The 16,116-nt window shown below is 62.8% G+C and carries 14 protein-coding genes; 4 read left to right on the top strand and 10 right to left on the bottom strand.

Annotated elements, in window-relative coordinates:
* Positions 1–111: 111 nt before the first annotated feature.
* On the top strand, positions 112–1,017 hold the full coding sequence (locus tag IB244_RS08560; RefSeq protein ID WP_018855149.1) for a LysR family transcriptional regulator: 906 nt from the start codon (positions 112–114) through the stop codon (positions 1,015–1,017).
* On the opposite strand, the gene IB244_RS08555 is transcribed toward IB244_RS08560, so the two are convergent.
* Positions 1,018–1,890, bottom strand: coding sequence for a LysR family transcriptional regulator (locus IB244_RS08555; RefSeq protein ID WP_018855148.1), 873 nt, complete (start codon positions 1,888–1,890; stop codon positions 1,018–1,020).
* Between the two features lie 97 nt (positions 1,891–1,987).
* Between IB244_RS08555 and IB244_RS08550 the strand changes: the two genes are divergently transcribed.
* Positions 1,988–3,268, top strand: coding sequence for an MFS transporter (locus IB244_RS08550; RefSeq protein WP_192303915.1), 1,281 nt, complete (start codon positions 1,988–1,990; stop codon positions 3,266–3,268).
* Positions 3,269–3,292: 24 nt separating this feature from the next.
* Here the strand turns inward: IB244_RS08550 and IB244_RS08545 are convergent, their stop codons facing one another.
* From IB244_RS08545 to ubiE, 9 genes are all read right to left on the bottom strand, one after another.
* On the bottom strand, positions 3,293–4,171 hold the full coding sequence (locus tag IB244_RS08545) for a DMT family transporter (protein ID WP_112824782.1): 879 nt from the start codon (positions 4,169–4,171) through the stop codon (positions 3,293–3,295).
* 136 nt (positions 4,172–4,307) lie between these two features.
* The gene (locus IB244_RS08540; protein WP_169679267.1) at positions 4,308–5,969 is read right to left on the bottom strand and encodes a urocanate hydratase; all 1,662 of its coding nucleotides are present in this window, start codon (positions 5,967–5,969) and stop codon (positions 4,308–4,310) included.
* 54 nt (positions 5,970–6,023) lie between these two features.
* Entirely contained in the window at positions 6,024–6,353 is a 330-nt protein-coding gene (locus IB244_RS08535) for a TfoX/Sxy family protein (protein ID WP_018855144.1), read from the bottom strand.
* A gap of 4 nt (positions 6,354–6,357) precedes the next feature.
* Positions 6,358–7,455, bottom strand: a complete 1,098-nt coding sequence (locus IB244_RS08530; RefSeq protein ID WP_113470552.1) for a DUF917 domain-containing protein — start codon at positions 7,453–7,455, stop codon at positions 6,358–6,360.
* Positions 7,455–8,720 (bottom strand): Zn-dependent hydrolase, encoded by a 1,266-nt coding sequence (locus tag IB244_RS08525; RefSeq protein ID WP_169679261.1) that lies wholly within the window; start codon positions 8,718–8,720, stop codon positions 7,455–7,457. Before IB244_RS08525 ends, IB244_RS08530 begins: the two co-directional genes overlap by 1 nt.
* Entirely contained in the window at positions 8,717–10,099 is a 1,383-nt protein-coding gene (locus IB244_RS08520; protein WP_192303913.1) for a dihydroorotase, read from the bottom strand. The genes IB244_RS08525 and IB244_RS08520 overlap by 4 nt, the downstream gene beginning before the upstream one ends.
* A 30-nt stretch (positions 10,100–10,129) precedes the next feature.
* Positions 10,130–11,713 (bottom strand): aromatic amino acid lyase, encoded by a 1,584-nt coding sequence (locus IB244_RS08515; RefSeq protein ID WP_018855140.1) that lies wholly within the window; start codon positions 11,711–11,713, stop codon positions 10,130–10,132.
* 89 nt (positions 11,714–11,802) lie between these two features.
* Complete coding sequence (gene ubiB, locus IB244_RS08510; RefSeq protein WP_018855139.1) at positions 11,803–13,377, bottom strand: 2-polyprenylphenol 6-hydroxylase; 1,575 nt, start codon at positions 13,375–13,377, stop codon at positions 11,803–11,805.
* Between the two features lie 56 nt (positions 13,378–13,433).
* Positions 13,434–14,210 (bottom strand): bifunctional demethylmenaquinone methyltransferase/2-methoxy-6-polyprenyl-1,4-benzoquinol methylase UbiE, encoded by a 777-nt coding sequence (ubiE, locus tag IB244_RS08505; RefSeq protein WP_025658684.1) that lies wholly within the window; start codon positions 14,208–14,210, stop codon positions 13,434–13,436.
* Between the two features lie 151 nt (positions 14,211–14,361).
* On the opposite strand from ubiE, the gene mutM reads away from it, so the two are divergent.
* Both mutM and IB244_RS08495 read left to right on the top strand, forming a co-directional pair.
* Positions 14,362–15,252 carry a bifunctional DNA-formamidopyrimidine glycosylase/DNA-(apurinic or apyrimidinic site) lyase gene (mutM, locus tag IB244_RS08500; RefSeq protein ID WP_169679258.1) on the top strand — a complete coding sequence of 297 codons (891 nt, stop codon included), beginning with the start codon at positions 14,362–14,364 and terminating at the stop codon, positions 15,250–15,252.
* 14 nt (positions 15,253–15,266) lie between these two features.
* Positions 15,267–16,040 (top strand): enoyl-CoA hydratase, encoded by a 774-nt coding sequence (locus tag IB244_RS08495; protein WP_018855136.1) that lies wholly within the window; start codon positions 15,267–15,269, stop codon positions 16,038–16,040.
* Positions 16,041–16,116 lie beyond the last annotated feature (76 nt).

Below are 16,116 nucleotides of genomic sequence, written 5' to 3'. Positions count from 1 at the left end.
TATGGGGTTGGGATGGCGATTGCCGTCCCTTTCGATGGGCAGAAGATGGCATTTTCTTTTCGTTCGGATTAGTCTCCAAATGGTGGAACTCGAATTCGGATTTGCCGAACGATGATCAGGGTTGAGGGAATAACGGCCTTCGTGGCGATCGTGGAATCCGGCTCGGTCAGCGAGGCTGCCCGACGCCTGCGCCTATCGAAGTCTGTCGTCAGCGAGAGGCTTGCGGAGCTTGAAAAGTCGCTTGGCGGTGTGCTTCTGCATCGCACCACGCGAAAACTCACTTTGACAGAAGACGGCACGGCCTTTCTGGAGCGCGCGACGCGGATCGTTCAGGAAATCGAGGAAGCCACCGCCGAGATGGCGGTGCGCCGAGGCACGTTGTCCGGCCCGCTGCGCATTGCCGCCCCCGTTACCTTCGGGCGCATGCATCTTGGCCCCGCGCTATACCCGTTTCTGGCCGCGCATCCGGAAATCCGACTGGTGCTCGACATCGACGACCGCCGCGTCGATGTCTCCTCGGAAGGGTATGATGCCGTGGTCCGGCACGGTCCGATCGTCGACTCCCGGTTGGTCGTGTGGAAACTCAGTCGCAGCCGTCGGCTTTTGGTCGCATCACCGGATTATCTCAGCCGCCATGGTGTGCCGAAGACCCTTGCCGATCTCGATGGCCATAAAGGCATCTTCTACACCAACCGGGGCGTTGCGGACTGGCGGTTCCAGACGCCGGATGGAGCCATCGTCGTGCGGGCAAGCCAGGCCGTCGGCATGAACAATGGAGACATGATCCGCGATGCCGCGGCTGCGGGTCTCGGTATCGCGCTTCTGCCAGCCTTCATTGCTGGGCCTGCTATCAGTGTGGGACAGCTGCAGGAGATCGATGTCGGCTACAGGCCGGAAGCCGAGTTTATCTACATGGCGCATCCGGAGGGGCGCAATCCGTCCGCCAAGCTGCGCGCTGTCGCCGACCACCTGCGCAAGACCTTCGGCGATCCGCCCTATTGGGATCCTGCCGGCTGATCAGACGAGGCTCATCATGTTTGCGGCGACGCGCGACCGCTGCGCCTTCAGCATCGCAAGCCCGAGACGCGCCACCAGCGGCGGCCCCTCGATCTGGCGATAGGCGACCCCGTCGAGTGTCAGGTGGGCAATCGAGGCTGGCACAATCGATACGCCAAGATCGGCGGCGACCAGATTGACGACGGATGGGATCTGCGGCGCCTCCTGCGTCACGACAAGCTCGAAACCGGCATCGCGGCAGCCACGCACGATATCATCATAGAGACTGAGGCCAACCGTCCGCGGAAACAGAATGAACGGCTCGCCGGCAAGCGCCGACACGGGCACCTTCTCGTATTTCGCAAGCGGGTGGTGCGCCGGCAAGGCAATCAGCATCGGCTCATCCGCCAGGCGTTTCAGCGTGACGTTCTTCGGATCCTCCAGGCCGGGCCTGATGAAGGCAACGTCGATTTCCTCACGCAGCAGTTTCTCCATCAGCCAGTTGCTGTTCATCTCGGTCAAGGAGAGGCTCACCTCTGGCCACTGCCCGCGAAAGCGACGGATCGTGCCGCTGACCGCCGTGTTGAAGGCTGAGGACGCCGTGAAGCCGAGCGCCAGCCGACCGGTCTCGCCTCGGGTGGCGCGCTGGGCGGCGAGCTTCGCCTTCTCGGCGGCCGCGATGGCAGCGCGACCCTCCGGCAAAAAGGCGCTCCCCGCCTCCGTCAGTTCCGCGCCATGTGGGACGCGATGAAACAGTGCCGCCCCGATCTCGTTTTCAAGATCGCGGATCTGTTGGCTGAGTGGCGGCTGGCCGATGCCGAGTTTTGCTGCGGCGCGGGTGAAATTTCCCTCTTCGGCGACGGCGAGAAAATAGCGGATATGGCGCAACTCCATCGGTATCTCCAAAAGCTATGAAGAATGGTATTTTCATATATTGGACAAATGGCGCGCTGCTGGCTAGATCAAAAGGCGTGAAAGGTTGGTACCCCCAATGCAACGCGCCGCAAACAGCTCGCCAGACGCCTCCGAAACCCATCCCCGTCCGAATCTCCACCTCGTGCGAACGACGGCGGAAATGCAGGAAAAGCAGTTCTTGCTGCGCGGCACGTCACCTTATCGACGTGCCAGCCTCGCCCTCTTCCTTTCCGGCTTTGCTACCTTCTCGCTGCTCTATTGCGTGCAGCCACTGATGCCGATCTTTGCCGCGGACTTCGGCGTGAGCCCGGCCGCGAGCTCTCTGTCGTTATCTCTGTCGACCGGCTTTCTCGCCTTCGCGATCTTCTGTGCCGCTGCCGTCTCCGAAAGCTTCCGCCGCCGCATCCTGATATTCGCCTCGTTGCTCGGGGCTGCCCTTTGCACGATCGCCTGCGCCCTCGTGTCGAGCTGGCACGCGCTGCTCGTCATCCGCGCGCTAGAAGGGTTGCTGCTGGGTGGCGTGCCGGCCGTGGCGATGGCCTATCTCTCGGAAGAGATCGATCCCCGCGGTCTTGGCGCCTCAATGGGTCTTTACATCGCCGGTAATGCTTTTGGCGGCATGGCAGGCCGCGTCGTCACCGGAACATTGGCTGAGTTCTTCTCATGGCGCATTGCATTGGGTTCGCTTGGCCTACTCGGCCTTGCCGCGGCAATTGGCTTCTTCCTGCTGCTGCCCGCGTCGCGCAATTTTGCGCCGCGTAAGGGTTTTGATGTCCGCTTTCACGTGAGGGCCTGGGTCGGCCACATCGGCAACCCGGCCTTGCCATTGCTCTTCGCCATCGGATTTCTCGCCATGGGCAGCTTCGTCACGGTCTACAACTACATCGGTTTCCGCCTCGTTCAGCCGCCATACAATCTCAACCAGACGGAACTCGGCCTGATCTTCACGGTCTATCTGTTCGGTATCGCCGCATCCTGGATCGCCGGCCTGCTTGGAGATCGCATCGGCCATTTCATCGTGCTGCCGGCCGGCATTGCGATTGCGGCGGTCGGCGTCGCGGTCACGCTGTCATCCTCGCTGCCGCTGATCGTCTTTGGCATCGTGTTGCTGACATCGGGCTTCTTCGTCGCCCACTCGGTGGCGAGCGCCCTCGTTGGTCGCCTTGCCCATGGCACCAAGGGGCACGCGTCCGCGCTCTATCTATTGTCCTACTACATCGGCTCCAGTGTTGCCGGTTCGGTCGGTGGCTATTTCTGGGGTGCTGATGGCTGGAACGCCGTCGTCGCCTTCACGCTGTCGCTGCTGGCGCTTGGCATGGTCGCGGCGCTCACCGCTGCAAAGCTGGCGAAGCGGTAATCTTCGCGAAAAATAATGGGTCGGCTAAACGTTCTTCAAGGTGCGGCGTGGCTGCTGTGACCGCGCCATGCCGCTCCAGAGATACCAGAAGACCGAGATCAGGATGATCACGCCGCCGATGATCGTGGAAAGCGTTGGCGTCTCGGAGAAGGCGAGCCAGACCCAGAGCGGGCCGAGCACGACGTCGAGCAGACCGATCAACCCGGCCTCGCTCGAGGGAATATAGCGGCCGCCGGTCATGAACAGTAGATAGGCGATTCCCGATGTCGTCGACCCGAAGACGGCAAGCACGAGGATCTCCTGCAGGCTCGGTATCGCGTGCGACATCAGTGGCAGGCAGAGCAGCACGCAGAAGCCGGATCCAAGCGCATTGACCGGCGCCAAGCGCAGTGCGGGGTAGCGCCGCGCCGCGACGAGCAGGATGCTGAAGGTCAGCGTCATCAAGAACGCCAGCGCGTTGCCGGCGATGTCCTGGGGCCTCGCGCCGAAACCTGCAACGATCAGAACGCCAACGAAGGCGATCATACTGGCGATGAGCACACGCCTGCTGATCTTCTCCTTCAACCAGACATAAGCGATGGCTGCCGCGACGAACGGGACGGTCGCATAGATCGCCAGCACGTTGGCGACTGTCGTCAGCTTCAGCGCGCCGATGTAGCCATACATCGATATAGCGGCCATGAGACCGAACAGCGGATAGAAATAGAGCGGTACCTTGCCGGGTTCCGCACTGATCCGCTTCTTTGCCAGAATGATGATCGTCAGCGCCAGACCGCCAAACAGCGAGCGCCATCCGAGCACGGTCCAGACATCGAGATCGAGCGCGCGGACGAAGAGCCCCGCGGTGCTCCACATGATCGTAGCAATGCTGACGAGGAGCATACCGTAGGTGCGGGGCTGCATGGCGGGTCCGTTCGTTGGAAGGGCAGCGTCGAATCAACACTCGATCTCTATCAGAGGCGCACGACCTGCGATCGATCGGTTGCGCCACGCCATAGCGTAATCGGACAGAAATGTTTCCGAGACAGGTGCCTTAGCGCTATCCGAGCCTAATGTAGGGAACGTCCTTCTTGGCCACCTCGTCGAGCGCCTCGTCATAGCCGGCATCGGCATAGCGCATGACGCCAAGCGCCGTGTCGTTGGTAAGCGCATGGTCGAGCCGCTCGTCGGCAGCGTCGGTGCCATCGGCCACGACGGTGACGCCGCAGCTCGTCATGTAGCCGGCATAGCCGCCGCCGCCGGAATGGACGACGACGAGATCGGCCATCGACGAGCAGAGCATCATCGCGTCGATCAGCGGCCAGTCGGCGATCGCGTCGGAGCCGTCCTTCATCCGCTCGGTCATGATGTTCGGATGCGCCATCGCGCCGGCATCAAGATGATCCCGCGAGAAGGCGACGGGCCCTTTCAGTTCACCGCTTGCTACGAGCTCGTTGACCCGGCGGGCAAGCATCGTGCGTTCACCGTGACCGAGCCAGGCAATACGCGCCGGCAGTCCTTCGAAGGGCACGTGCTCGCGCGCCAACCGGATCCAGTTGGTGATGATCTTGTTGTCTGGGAACATTTCGAGCAGCAGAACGTCGATCCGGGCGATATCACTTTCCGCGCCTGACAGTGCCATCCAGCGGAAAGGGCCGATTGCCCGGGCAAAGAGCGGTCGCAGATAGGCTTCGGTGAAGATCGGAATGTCGAAAGCGTTGGCGACGCCGCCTTCCTTGGCCTGTGTGCGGATAAGGTTGCCATTGTCGAAGACCTCGGAGCCCTTCTTCTGGAAGTCCAGCATGGCAGTGACGTGCTGCACGATCGAAGCTCGGCTTGCCGCCATCAGCTGTCCTTGACCGTCCTCGCGCAGTTCGCGAACCTGCGCAAGGCTCATGCCCTTCGGCACGTAGCCGTAGACGAGGTCGTGCGCGGAGGTCTGGTCGGTGACGATATCCGGCACGATGCCGCGCCGCGCGATCTCGGGATAGATTTCCGCAGCATTGCCGACGAGACCAACCGAAAGCGCCCGCTTGTCCTTCACGGCAGCATCGATCATCGCAAGCGCCGTATCGAGATCCGGCGCGATTTCCTGCAAGTAGCCGATCTCCTGGCGCTTCTTCGCGCGCTCGGGATCGATGTCGATGCAGAGGATGGCGGCCCCCGCCATGCGGCCGGCGAGCGGCTGCGCGCCGCCCATTCCGCCGAGCCCCGCCGTCAGCACGAAGCGTCCGAAGAGATCACCGCCGAACCGGCGCTCGGCAATGCGCATGAAGATTTCATAGGTGCCCTGGATGACGCCCTGGCTGCCGATATACTGCCACGCGCCAGCCGTCAGCCCACCCCAGCAGATCAGCCCCTTGCGCTGCAGCTCGTAGAAGACCTCGGCCTTCGCCCATTGCCCGACGATGTTGCAGTTCGCCATGATGACAAGCGGCGCCTTCGGATGCGTCTTCACGAGGCCGATCGGCTTGCCGGACTGGATCAGCAGCGTCTGGTCCTCGTCCATTTCGGTCAGTGCCTTGACGATGCCCTTGTGCGCCGCCCAGTTGCGCGCTGCCTTGCCGAGCGCGGCATAGACGATGAGATTGTCCGGATCCTCACCGACGGAGAGAACGTTCTCCAGGAGCCGCAGCAGCGCCTCCTGCCGCCAACCCTTGGCGCGCAGCTCCGGCCCGCCCGGTATCGGAAATTTCGGGTGACGTGGATTGGGCTTCGGCATCTTGGTCGTTCCTCTATCTCTGTCTTTTTTGGGTCTCTTGGGCCCAAGCTCCGTTCACTTGGCGGGCAGTGAGCGCACAAAGGCCGTCGCGGTCTCCAGGAGGCGGCGCCGCAAATCGTCATCGCCGTAAATCTCCGCGCCGACCCGGATCCAGCCGTGCATGGCGCGACCGCCGGAAAGCATCTGCACCGCGCCGGGCAAATCGAGCGCCCAGCCGTCATTGCCTTTGCCGAGGCGGACCAGCATGCCGTCTTGTCGGGCGCCGCAAAGGAGATTGCCGTCGAGCAGAAAGGCCAAACCACCGAACATCGGCTTCTCGCTGAGACCGGACATAGTACCCAGCTCTTCCCTCAGCAATTCCTCGAGGCCGACGTCCCGCGCCATGCGATCAGGCCTTTGCCGCGAGCGCGTAGCGGGCAAGCTCGATCCCCATCGCCTTCTCCACCGGGGGATAGACGGTCGGGTCGAGAACGCTTGCCGACAGCGGAATGATGCTCATCGGCACATGCAGGATGAAGACATGCATCCCACCCTTCAACTGACCGACGCTCAGCGGCTCGCCCTCGGGCGAGAGCGTTGTGATAACCGAGGGGAAGGTGGCGATCCGTTTGCCCTCGATGTCGTCGACGGCCATGTATTCGTTCATCACATGCATGGTCACCGCCTTGTCGCCGGAGCCGACGACGATCGTGCCGATGTCGAAGGCCTCCTTGGTATAGACGACGTCCTTCTTGGTGATGATGCCTTCGGCCAGGATGTGCCCGCCTGTTGTCTTGCAGATGGCATCGATCACGGCTGAACCGCCGTTCTTCTCAGCCGCAATGATCGCCTCGCCCAGCGCCAACGCCATCGAGATGCCGCCAAGTGCTGCGTGGGTACGCACATAAGAGGCGCGCAGCGGATTGCGGCAGCTGGCGATGAAGCCGCCCGACTGGTCGGAAGCCGCCCGCAGGATCGGCGAGATCTTCGCCGTCGCCCCCTTCACGACAAGCTCGATGTATCGGCTTTCGGCGCGGTTTCCGCCGACCGCCGTCTGGATCATCTGCTCGGGCGAGCCCGCCATGCCGATCGAGCCCATGTCGCCGGTCGGATGCGCGCGGATATCGCCGACGGCATCGACGACTTTTGTTCCGAGAATGGCGGAGGGCAGCCAGCCGTTCAGCGTCGACGACTTGCCGTTCTGGCCGATGATCAGGCCGGACAGTTTTTCGCCGAGTTCGTCCTGCAGCAGCTGCACCGCCTTCACATAGTCGATGCCCTGCATCTCCCAGGGTGTCGTGGAAGCCGGCGCGCCGATCGCGGCGGCCGTCGCGATCCAGTCGTCGTCCTTCAGCTCGTCGATCGACACAAGTTCCGGCTTGCCGACGTTGACCGCTGCATAGCCGAGCATGCGTCCGTGATCCGCCCAGCCGCCGCCGCCGGCGGCATAGACCGACCCGCCCTTGACCGCTGCTTCGACGTCCTTCTCAACGAGTATGCGTCCCATCAGGCATTCTCCTGCTTCAAGCTCTTGTCCATGTCCATGACGGCTTCGAAAAGCACGGCCGCCCCAAGCGCGATGTCGTCGTTCTCGGCCCACTCGTCAGCGGAGTGGCTGCGCCCCTCCTTGCAGGGTACGAAGATCATCGCGGCGGGCGCCACCTTGGCAATCCAGGCCATGTCGTGACCGGCGCCCGATGCCATTCGCCGGTGCCTGGCGCCGGCGGTTTCGCAAGCCCTTTCGAGCGTCTTCAATAGCCCGGCATCGCTCGGCGTCGGATAGTTGTCGGAGACGCGCATCGGGCTTTTGATGGACGCTCCGTAAGCGATGGCTAACTTTATGACATGTTCGTCCAGCCACTCGCAGAAGGCCTCCATGTCGTTGCGAATCTCGGCGCGCCCATCGATCAGCAGGACGACCTTCGAGGGAACGACGTTGGCGGCATTCGGCTCGATCCGGAACTCGCCGACCGTCGCCGCAAAATGCCCCGGCGTCTTCGCCCGGGCGGCTGCGGCATTGCGGATATCGAGGACGAGTTGTGCGGCGGCGACCAGCGCATCCGAGCGGCTATCCATCGGCGTCGTGCCGGCATGGTCGGCGCGGCCTTCGACGATGATCTCAATGCGGGTGATCCCGGCGATCGCCGTGACGATGCCGATATCGTTCTTCTCGTCGTTCTCAAGGACCGGACCCTGCTCGATATGCAGTTCGAGAAAGCCCGAAATATCGGGCCTGTTTTGCTGCTGCAGCACGCCCGGGCGCCCGCCGACCTCGGCAATGGCCTCGGCGAGGTCGCGTCCTTCCGTCGCGCGCGAAAGCCAGGCTTCCGGCAGTTGCCCGGTCATGCCCCGGCTGCCGATACAGGAAACGCCGAAGATGCTGACCTCCTCCGCAAGGAAGTCGACGATCTCCAGGTCGTGATCGAGCTCGATGCCCCGATCGCTGAGCGCACGCGCGACCTCAATCGCCGCCACCACGCCGGCAATGCCGTCGAAACGCCCGCCATCCGGCACGGTGTCTGAATGCGAACCGAGCATGATCGTGCCGCGCCCGTCGATGGCGCCCCGCCGCTTGCCGATCAGATTGCCGGCGGCATCGATCCGGGTCTCAAGGCCAGCCGCCCGCATCCGCGCTTCGATATAGGCGCGCCCCTCGAGAAAGAGCGGCGAGAAGGCACGGCGGGTCCAGGGATGGCCGGGTTCAGTGATTCCCGCTAGGGCGTCGATATCCTCGGCGATACGACCTGCGTTGACCGGCAGGTTTCTGGTCATTCTGCGGCTCCCGCGATCACCTGCCTCGGCAGCGGATGGACAAATCGCCCGGTCCCCGGTTCAGCCAGCACCGTCGCGCCATCGGTGATCTTCTCCCCGCGCAGATAGGTCGCGGCGACCGTCCAGGGAAGGCGGATGCCGTTATAAGGGCTCCAGCCGACCACGTTGTTGCCGCTCGCAGCTGCGTCATAGACCGTTTCGCGCGGCTCAAGCACGACGATATCGGCGTCCTTGCCTGGCGTGAGCGCTCCCTTCACGTGGTCGAGGCGGAAATGCTTTGCCGGGTTCTCTGCCATCAGCTTGGCCGCCCAGGTCAGCGGGATACCGCGCTCGGCGGCACCCTTGATGAAGAGCGGCACCATCACCTCGAGCCCGGGCACACCGGACGCGTTCGCCAACATGTCAGGATTGGTCTTGCGATTTTCGGACCAGCTGACGTGATCCGTCGAAACCAGCCAGACATTGCCCTCGGCAACCCTGCGCCACAGCGCCTCGACCTCGGCACGCGGCCGGATCGGCGGATTGATCTTCGCCTTGCCGCCGAGGCGTTTGACGTCGTTTTCCTCGTCCAGCGTCAGATAGTGAATGCAGCATTCCACCGTCGCCTCGAAACCGTCACGGCGATAGGCGCGCGCGATGTCATAGCCGCGTCCGAGCGAGCAATGGACCACATGCGAGGGGCATCCCGTATTGGCGCCGGTTTCAAAGATGGTGTGCATTGCCAGCAGTTCGGTGATCGGCGGCCGCGACAGCCCATGCGCCCGCCAATCGGTGATCCCGCTTGCTTTCACGCGCTCCATGTAGGTGCGGACGGCCTCGTCATCCTCGTTGTGGACGCCGGCGGTCAGCCCGGTCGGCGCAATTGCGGCAAAGCATTCGTCCAACAGGGCAGGGGGAATGCGCGGAAAACGTTTCGGATCCGTGCCAAACGTCGAGAACTTGAAGGCGGCAACGCCGGCATCCACCATTTCGGCGACCCGCTTGGCGCCTTCCTCGGGATCCACGGTGCCGTAGAGCGCAAAATCAACCCGCGCCTGCGGGCCGGCATGGGCGATCTTCTTCTTTACCGCTTCCGCCGAACAGACAAGATTGCCTTCATCATAGGGCATGTCGACGATCGTCGTCACGCCGCCGGCAGCAGCCGAGCGCGTCGACCAGATGAAATCCTCCTGGTTCTTCTGCGACAGAGAGTGAACTTGGGCGTCGATTGCTCCGGGCAGGATCAATGCCTTGCCGAGGAGATGGCGTTCGCGGGCGGCAGGCGGTACGCCGAGGCCGATTTCCGCAATCTTGCCATCGCGGACGGCAACGTAGCCGGCTTCCAGAATGCGCTCCGGCAAAACGACCGTGCCTTGCAGAACGAGATCGAAATCAGCCATGCCGCTTGCTCCGTGGCGAATATTGAAGGATCAGATGGCGACCGGTTCCTGGGTCAGGCGCTGCTCGATGCGCGCCAGCGAGCCGAGCGCAAAGAAATCGTCGAAGGATGCGATAGGCACCTCTTCGATCAGCTTGGACATGAAGGCGTCGGAGCCGAATTCTTCCTCGATCGCTTCCACCTCGGCAGAAAGTGGCCGGTCGACCGTATAAAAGTCCGCATGCTTGCGAACGACGTCATAGAGCATTCCGCCGACACCTTTCGGCTTGTCGCCGAGGATGTCCACGGCCTGTGCGGAAAGCAGCGCCTCGAGAGCGGCGAGGCGCATCAGTGCCCGCATCTGACGCTCGAAACGCTCGATCACCAGCGGCAGGAACGCGGCCTCGTCCTCAAGCCCGGCTGCGACCACCAGCGACTGCGCGGAAACCGGGTTCGACATCGACAGCACGCGGGAGAAGATTTCGCCGGCCAGCTTGATAATCGGGCCGAAACCGGTGGCGATACGGCCGGGCGGCACGAGATTGACCGGCAGGTCGCGGCGCTGGCCGTTGCCGAGCAGGACGCAGCGGTTGAAGGCATTGCGGGCCGCGTGCGCCATGCAGAGAGCAGCCGATTCGAGAAGGATCGTCACGTCGAGCGGTAGCGACCCGCCCGAGGTCATCACCCGCCCCTCGACGACGACGGGGTTGTCGTCGGAGCGTCCGGTGGCGGCCAAAATCTTGTGGCCCGTCGTCAGCAGGTTCTCGATCACCGCCCCGAAGACCTGCGCGATCATGCGCAAGCTCAACGGGTCCTGGACGTGGGTCTTGACTGGCCATTGCCAGGCGTCCGACGCATTGCAGAGCCAGGAGCCGATCAGGGCCTCCCGGGAGGTGCCGACATGGCGGACGGAAAGCCACGGGTCGCGGGAGGCGCCGAGCGCGCCTGACGCCATCATCCCCGAGGCCAGCAGCACGCGTATGGAGGCCGCGGCGCTGCGGGTCGCGTCCGCCGCCGCGGCAAAGCTCACCGCGTTGACGCTGAGCGACGCCAGGCTGTCGCGCGGAGCCATGGTGAAGGGCTTCATGCCGGCCGCGGCGAAGGCATCGGCCGCCTGCATGCGCTTGCCACGGTAAATCGCTTCCCCGACGCCGGTCAGCACGGCGCCGATCTGGCCCATGAGACCGATGTCGGCGCAACCAATGGAGCCGGTGCGGCGGACGACCGGGATGATGTCGGCCTCCAGCATGCGCATATAGGCATCGACGAGTTCACGCGTGCAGCCGACCTGTCCCGTCAATGCGGTGTTGATGCGAATGGCCATGGCGTTGCGCACCACGGAGCTCGAAAACGGTGTCCCGGTGCCGAAGTGATGCGCACGTACCAGCCCGAGATTGAAAGCGTCTAGGTCCTCCGGAGACCACTCGACATCCTTCATGGCGCCGACGCCGGTGGTCGCCCCGTAGACGGGCATCCCGGCCTTGATCGCGTCCTCAACGATCCCGCGGGCAATCTCGATGCGGGCCATTCCGGTCGCGGAAGCTGACAGCGCCACCTTGCCCGATCCGACCCTCACCATCTCAGCAAAGCTGAGCGGTTGCCCGGAAAGTTCGATTCGGGGGCGTTCATGCTTCATCTGCCATATCTCCTTGAAAAGTGAGAGTATGCGACGGCGCTACTGAATGGGATATCCCAAATATCGAACACAGCATGCATTGCGATGGATCAGGTGATCACCCAGGCTATATAGAGAAGAGCAAGAGCGATAATCCAGAGGGCGGCCCGACCAGAGCGATTGTGGCGCGCCTCGGATTTGCCGATCGCCTCGGCCGTTTCCGCGTCGAACCGCAATCCATTCTCGCTCATCTGTAGCAGCTGATGGTGAAACTTCTCGGTCTTGGCGGCAATCTCCGGCGCCGCTTCGGCAAGCTTCACAGCCGCCTTCAGCCCGTCCTTGAGATCGGTGACGATGCGCTTCGGACCGAGATTGTTGCGGATCCAATCGCCGACGACGGGTTCGGACGCCTTCCACATGTTGAAGCGTGGATTGAGCATGCGCGACACGCCTTCGACAACGACCATGGTCTTCTGCAGCATGACCAGTTCCGGCCGCGTCGCCATGTCGAAGAGTTCAGTCACCTCGAATAGCAGCGTCAGCAGCTTGCCCATCGAGATCGTCTCGGCAGGCTGGCCATGAATCGGCTCGCCGATCGCGCGGATCGCCTGCGCGAAGCTCTCGACATTGTGGTGGCCCGGCACGTAGCCGGCTTCGAAGTGGACCTCCGCGACCCGGATATAGTCGCGGGTGATGAAGCCGAAGAGAATTTCGGCGAGGAAGCGGCGTTCTTTTTTCCCCAGGCGTCCGACGATCCCCATGTCAACGGCGACGATATCGCCGTGTTCGTCGACAAAGAGGTTACCGGGATGCATGTCGGCGTGGAAGAAGCCGTCGCGCAGCGTGTGGCGGAGGAACGACTGGATCAACGTGTCCGCGAGCAGGTTGAGATCGTGGCCGGCGGCGCGCAGGCCCTCGACATCCGACATCTTCACGCCGTCGATCCACTCCATTGTGATCACGTCGCGGCCGGTGCGCTCCCAATCCACCTTCGGCACACGGAAGCCCGGGTCCTTCTCGGTGTTTTCAGCAATCTCGGAAAGGGCCGCGGCCTCCAGCCGCAAGTCCATTTCGACCTTGGTGGTCTGCTCCAGTGTCTTCGTGACCTCCACCGGCCTCAGGCGCCGGCTAGAAGGCATGAAGCGCTCCTGCATGTGAGCGACGAGGTACATCGCCTCGATATCATGCGTGAACCGCTGGCGCACGCCGGGGCGGACGACCTTGACCGCAACCTTCTTGCGTCCGGCAGGCGTATCGACCTCGGCGGGGTGCACCTGGGCAATCGAAGCCGCTGCAATCGGCTCATCGAAGCTCGCATAAAGCTCCTCGATCGGGCGGCCGAGAGACCCGGCGATGCTCGCCTTGGCCGCTGCGAGCGGAAAGAATGCCATGCGGTCCTGAAGCTGCGACAGATCGTCGGCAAACTCGACGCCGACGACATCCGGACGCGTCGCCAGGAACTGGCCGATCTTCACGTAGGAGGGGCCGAGCCGCTCCACCGCCTGCGCCAGCCGGTCGCTGCGCTTCTTCGATTTCGAACGATTGCGCGCGAACAAGCCGACAAACGACTTGGCGATGCCGACGGACGGCGGAAGATCTTCCGACGGCAGGGCCGAAATTACACCTTCGCGCACCAGAATCCAGCCGACGCGAGAGAGCCGGAAATATGCCCCCAGAGTGCTCATGCCGGATTGCCTGCCTGCGAAAGCCAGCGGGTGAACGATGTGCCCTCAACCATGCGTCAGAGCTTCCAGCCGGAATGAAGGGCTGCGATGCCGCCGGTATAATTCGTGAAGCTCACGCGCGAGAAGCCGGCATTGCGGATCATCTCGGCGAAGTTCTCCTGGTTGGGGAACTTACGGATGGATTCGACGAGATACTGATAGGGCTCGGCCTCGCCGGTGATCGCCTTGCCGAACTTCGGAATGGCGTTGAACGACCAGCTGTCATAGACGCGGTCGAGCAGTGGCATGTCCACTTCGGAGAATTCGAGCACGAGCAGCCGGCCGCCGCGCTTCAGCACGCGATGGGCTTCGCTGAGCGCCACGTCGATGCGCGGCACGTTGCGGATGCCGAAGGCAATCGTATAGGCGTCGAAGCTGTTTGCTTCGAACGGCAAGTCCTCGGCGTTGGCCTCGACGAAAGTCAGGTTGTCGGAGAGCTTCTTCTTGGCGGCGCGTTCGGCTCCGACGGCGAGCATCGAGCCGTTGATGTCGAGCACGGTTGCATGGGCCTGCCGGTTCGAGGCCTCGACGATGCGAAACGCGATATCGCCGGTGCCGCCGGCAACGTCGAGAACCTTGTAGCCGGGTTCCTTGCGCGGATTGAGGGCTGAGATCATCGCATCCTTCCAGACGCGGTGCATGCCGACCGACATGACGTCGTTCATGATGTCGTAGCGCTTGGCGACCTTATGGAAGACCTCGTTGACGAGGCCCTGTTTTTCACCATCCGCCACTTCGCGGAAGCCGTAGGATGTTTCCATGCCGCCTTCGGCGGAGGTACGGCTTTCTGACATCGAAATACTCCATCTATCTGAAATCGGCGCGGCGACCATAGCGAACGGACCCGCGCAGCGCTATCTGTGGGCCACGGTCAAAGCTGCGGCACCTTGGCGCTATAGCGCACAACGCCCGTGGTTGAAACATGTTAGATATAGATGGGTTAAGATGCCGGAATTGCCAGAAGTCGAAACCGTCAGACGCGGGCTTGCCCCCACCATGGAAGGCGCGCGGATCGCCCGCCTGGAACTGCGCCGCAAGGACCTGCGGTTTCCCTTTCCGGACGGTTTGGAGGCGCGGGCAACCGGTCGCGAAATCGTCGCGCTCGGTCGCCGCGCCAAATATCTGCTGATCGATCTCGATGACGGCACGACGATCATCTCGCATCTCGGCATGTCAGGTTCCTTCCGCATCGAGGCAGGACCGCTATCCGATGCTCCCGGCGAGTTTCATCATGCCCGTTCGAAGGATGAAAAGCACGACCACGCGATCTTCCACCTGGAAGGACCGAATGGCATCAGCCGCGTCATCTATAATGACCCGCGCCGCTTCGGCTTCATGGATATGGCGCAGCGCTCCGAGCTTGATCTCAATCCCTTCCTCTTCGGCCTCGGGCCGGAGCCGACCGGCAACGAACTCAGCGCTGCCTATCTGGCGGAACGATTCATGGGCAAGGCGCAGCCGCTGAAGAGCGCGCTGCTCGATCAAAAGAATATTGCCGGGCTCGGCAATATCTATGTCTGCGAGGCGCTGTGGCGCGCGCATTTGCGCCCCACCCGGGCAGCGGCGACTGTCGTCACCAAGACCGGTAAGCCGAGCAAGCAGATGGACCTCCTCGTTGCGTCGATCCGCGGCGTCATCGCCGACGCCATCAAGGCGGGGGGCTCGTCCCTGCGGGATCATATCCAGACGGATGGGTCTCTCGGGTATTTCCAGCACTCTTTCTCGGTCTATGATCGCGAAAGTCTACCTTGCCGCACGCCCGGTTGCGGCGGTACGGTCGCGCGCATCGTTCAGGCGGGGCGCTCGACCTTCTACTGCCCTGACTGCCAAAAATAACGGGAGGATTGTCCATGGCCTACGAAACGCTGATCGTCGAAACTCGCGGGGCGGTAGGGCTCATCACATTGAATCGCCCGCAGGCGCTGAACGCGCTGAATTCGACAGTGCTGAAGGAGCTTCTACAGGTTCATGAAGCCTTCCAGGCCGACGACGCTATTGGTGCGATCGTTTTGACTGGCTCCGAGCGCGCATTCGCCGCCGGTGCCGACATCAAGGAAATGCAGCCTCTCGGCTATGTCGATGTCTATAGCCGCGATCTGATGAGCGGCTGGGACGACGTTGCCAAGGTGCGCAAGCCTGTCATCGCTGCCGTCAGCGGCTTTGCGCTTGGCGGTGGCTGCGAACTCGCGATGATGTGTGACATCATCATCGCTTCGGAGACTGCCAAGTTCGGCCAACCCGAGATCACCCTCGGCGTCATCCCCGGCATGGGCGGCTCTCAGCGGCTGACGCGCGCCGTCGGCAGATATAAGGCCATGGATCTGATCCTCACCGGCCGGATGATGGATGCCGCCGAAGCGGAGCGCGCAGGACTCGTTTCACGTGTGGTGGCGCCCGAGCGCCTGTTGGACGAGGCGCTGGAGGCGGCCGCCAGGATTGCCTCGCTGTCGCGTCCTTCCGTTCTGATGGCCAAGGAAGCGGTCAACCGCGCCTTGGAGACGACCCTGGACGAAGGTCTGCGCTTCGAGCGCCGGCTTTTCCATAGCCTGTTTTCCACCGAAGACCAGAAAGAGGGGATGACGGCCTTCATCGAAAAGCGTAAGCCTGCCTTTAAGAACCGCTGAGCCTTGGAGAAAGGCGGCGTTTCCTTGAAAATGCGCGTTGACGTGGGTCGGCTTTAGGGTTATATGCCCGCCCACG

The sequence above is a fragment of the Rhizobium sp. RHZ02 genome, assembly GCF_014851575.1.
In the GTDB taxonomy this organism is placed as follows: domain Bacteria; phylum Pseudomonadota; class Alphaproteobacteria; order Rhizobiales; family Rhizobiaceae; genus Rhizobium; species Rhizobium altiplani.
This window is presented reverse-complemented; position numbering and strand designations above follow the sequence as displayed.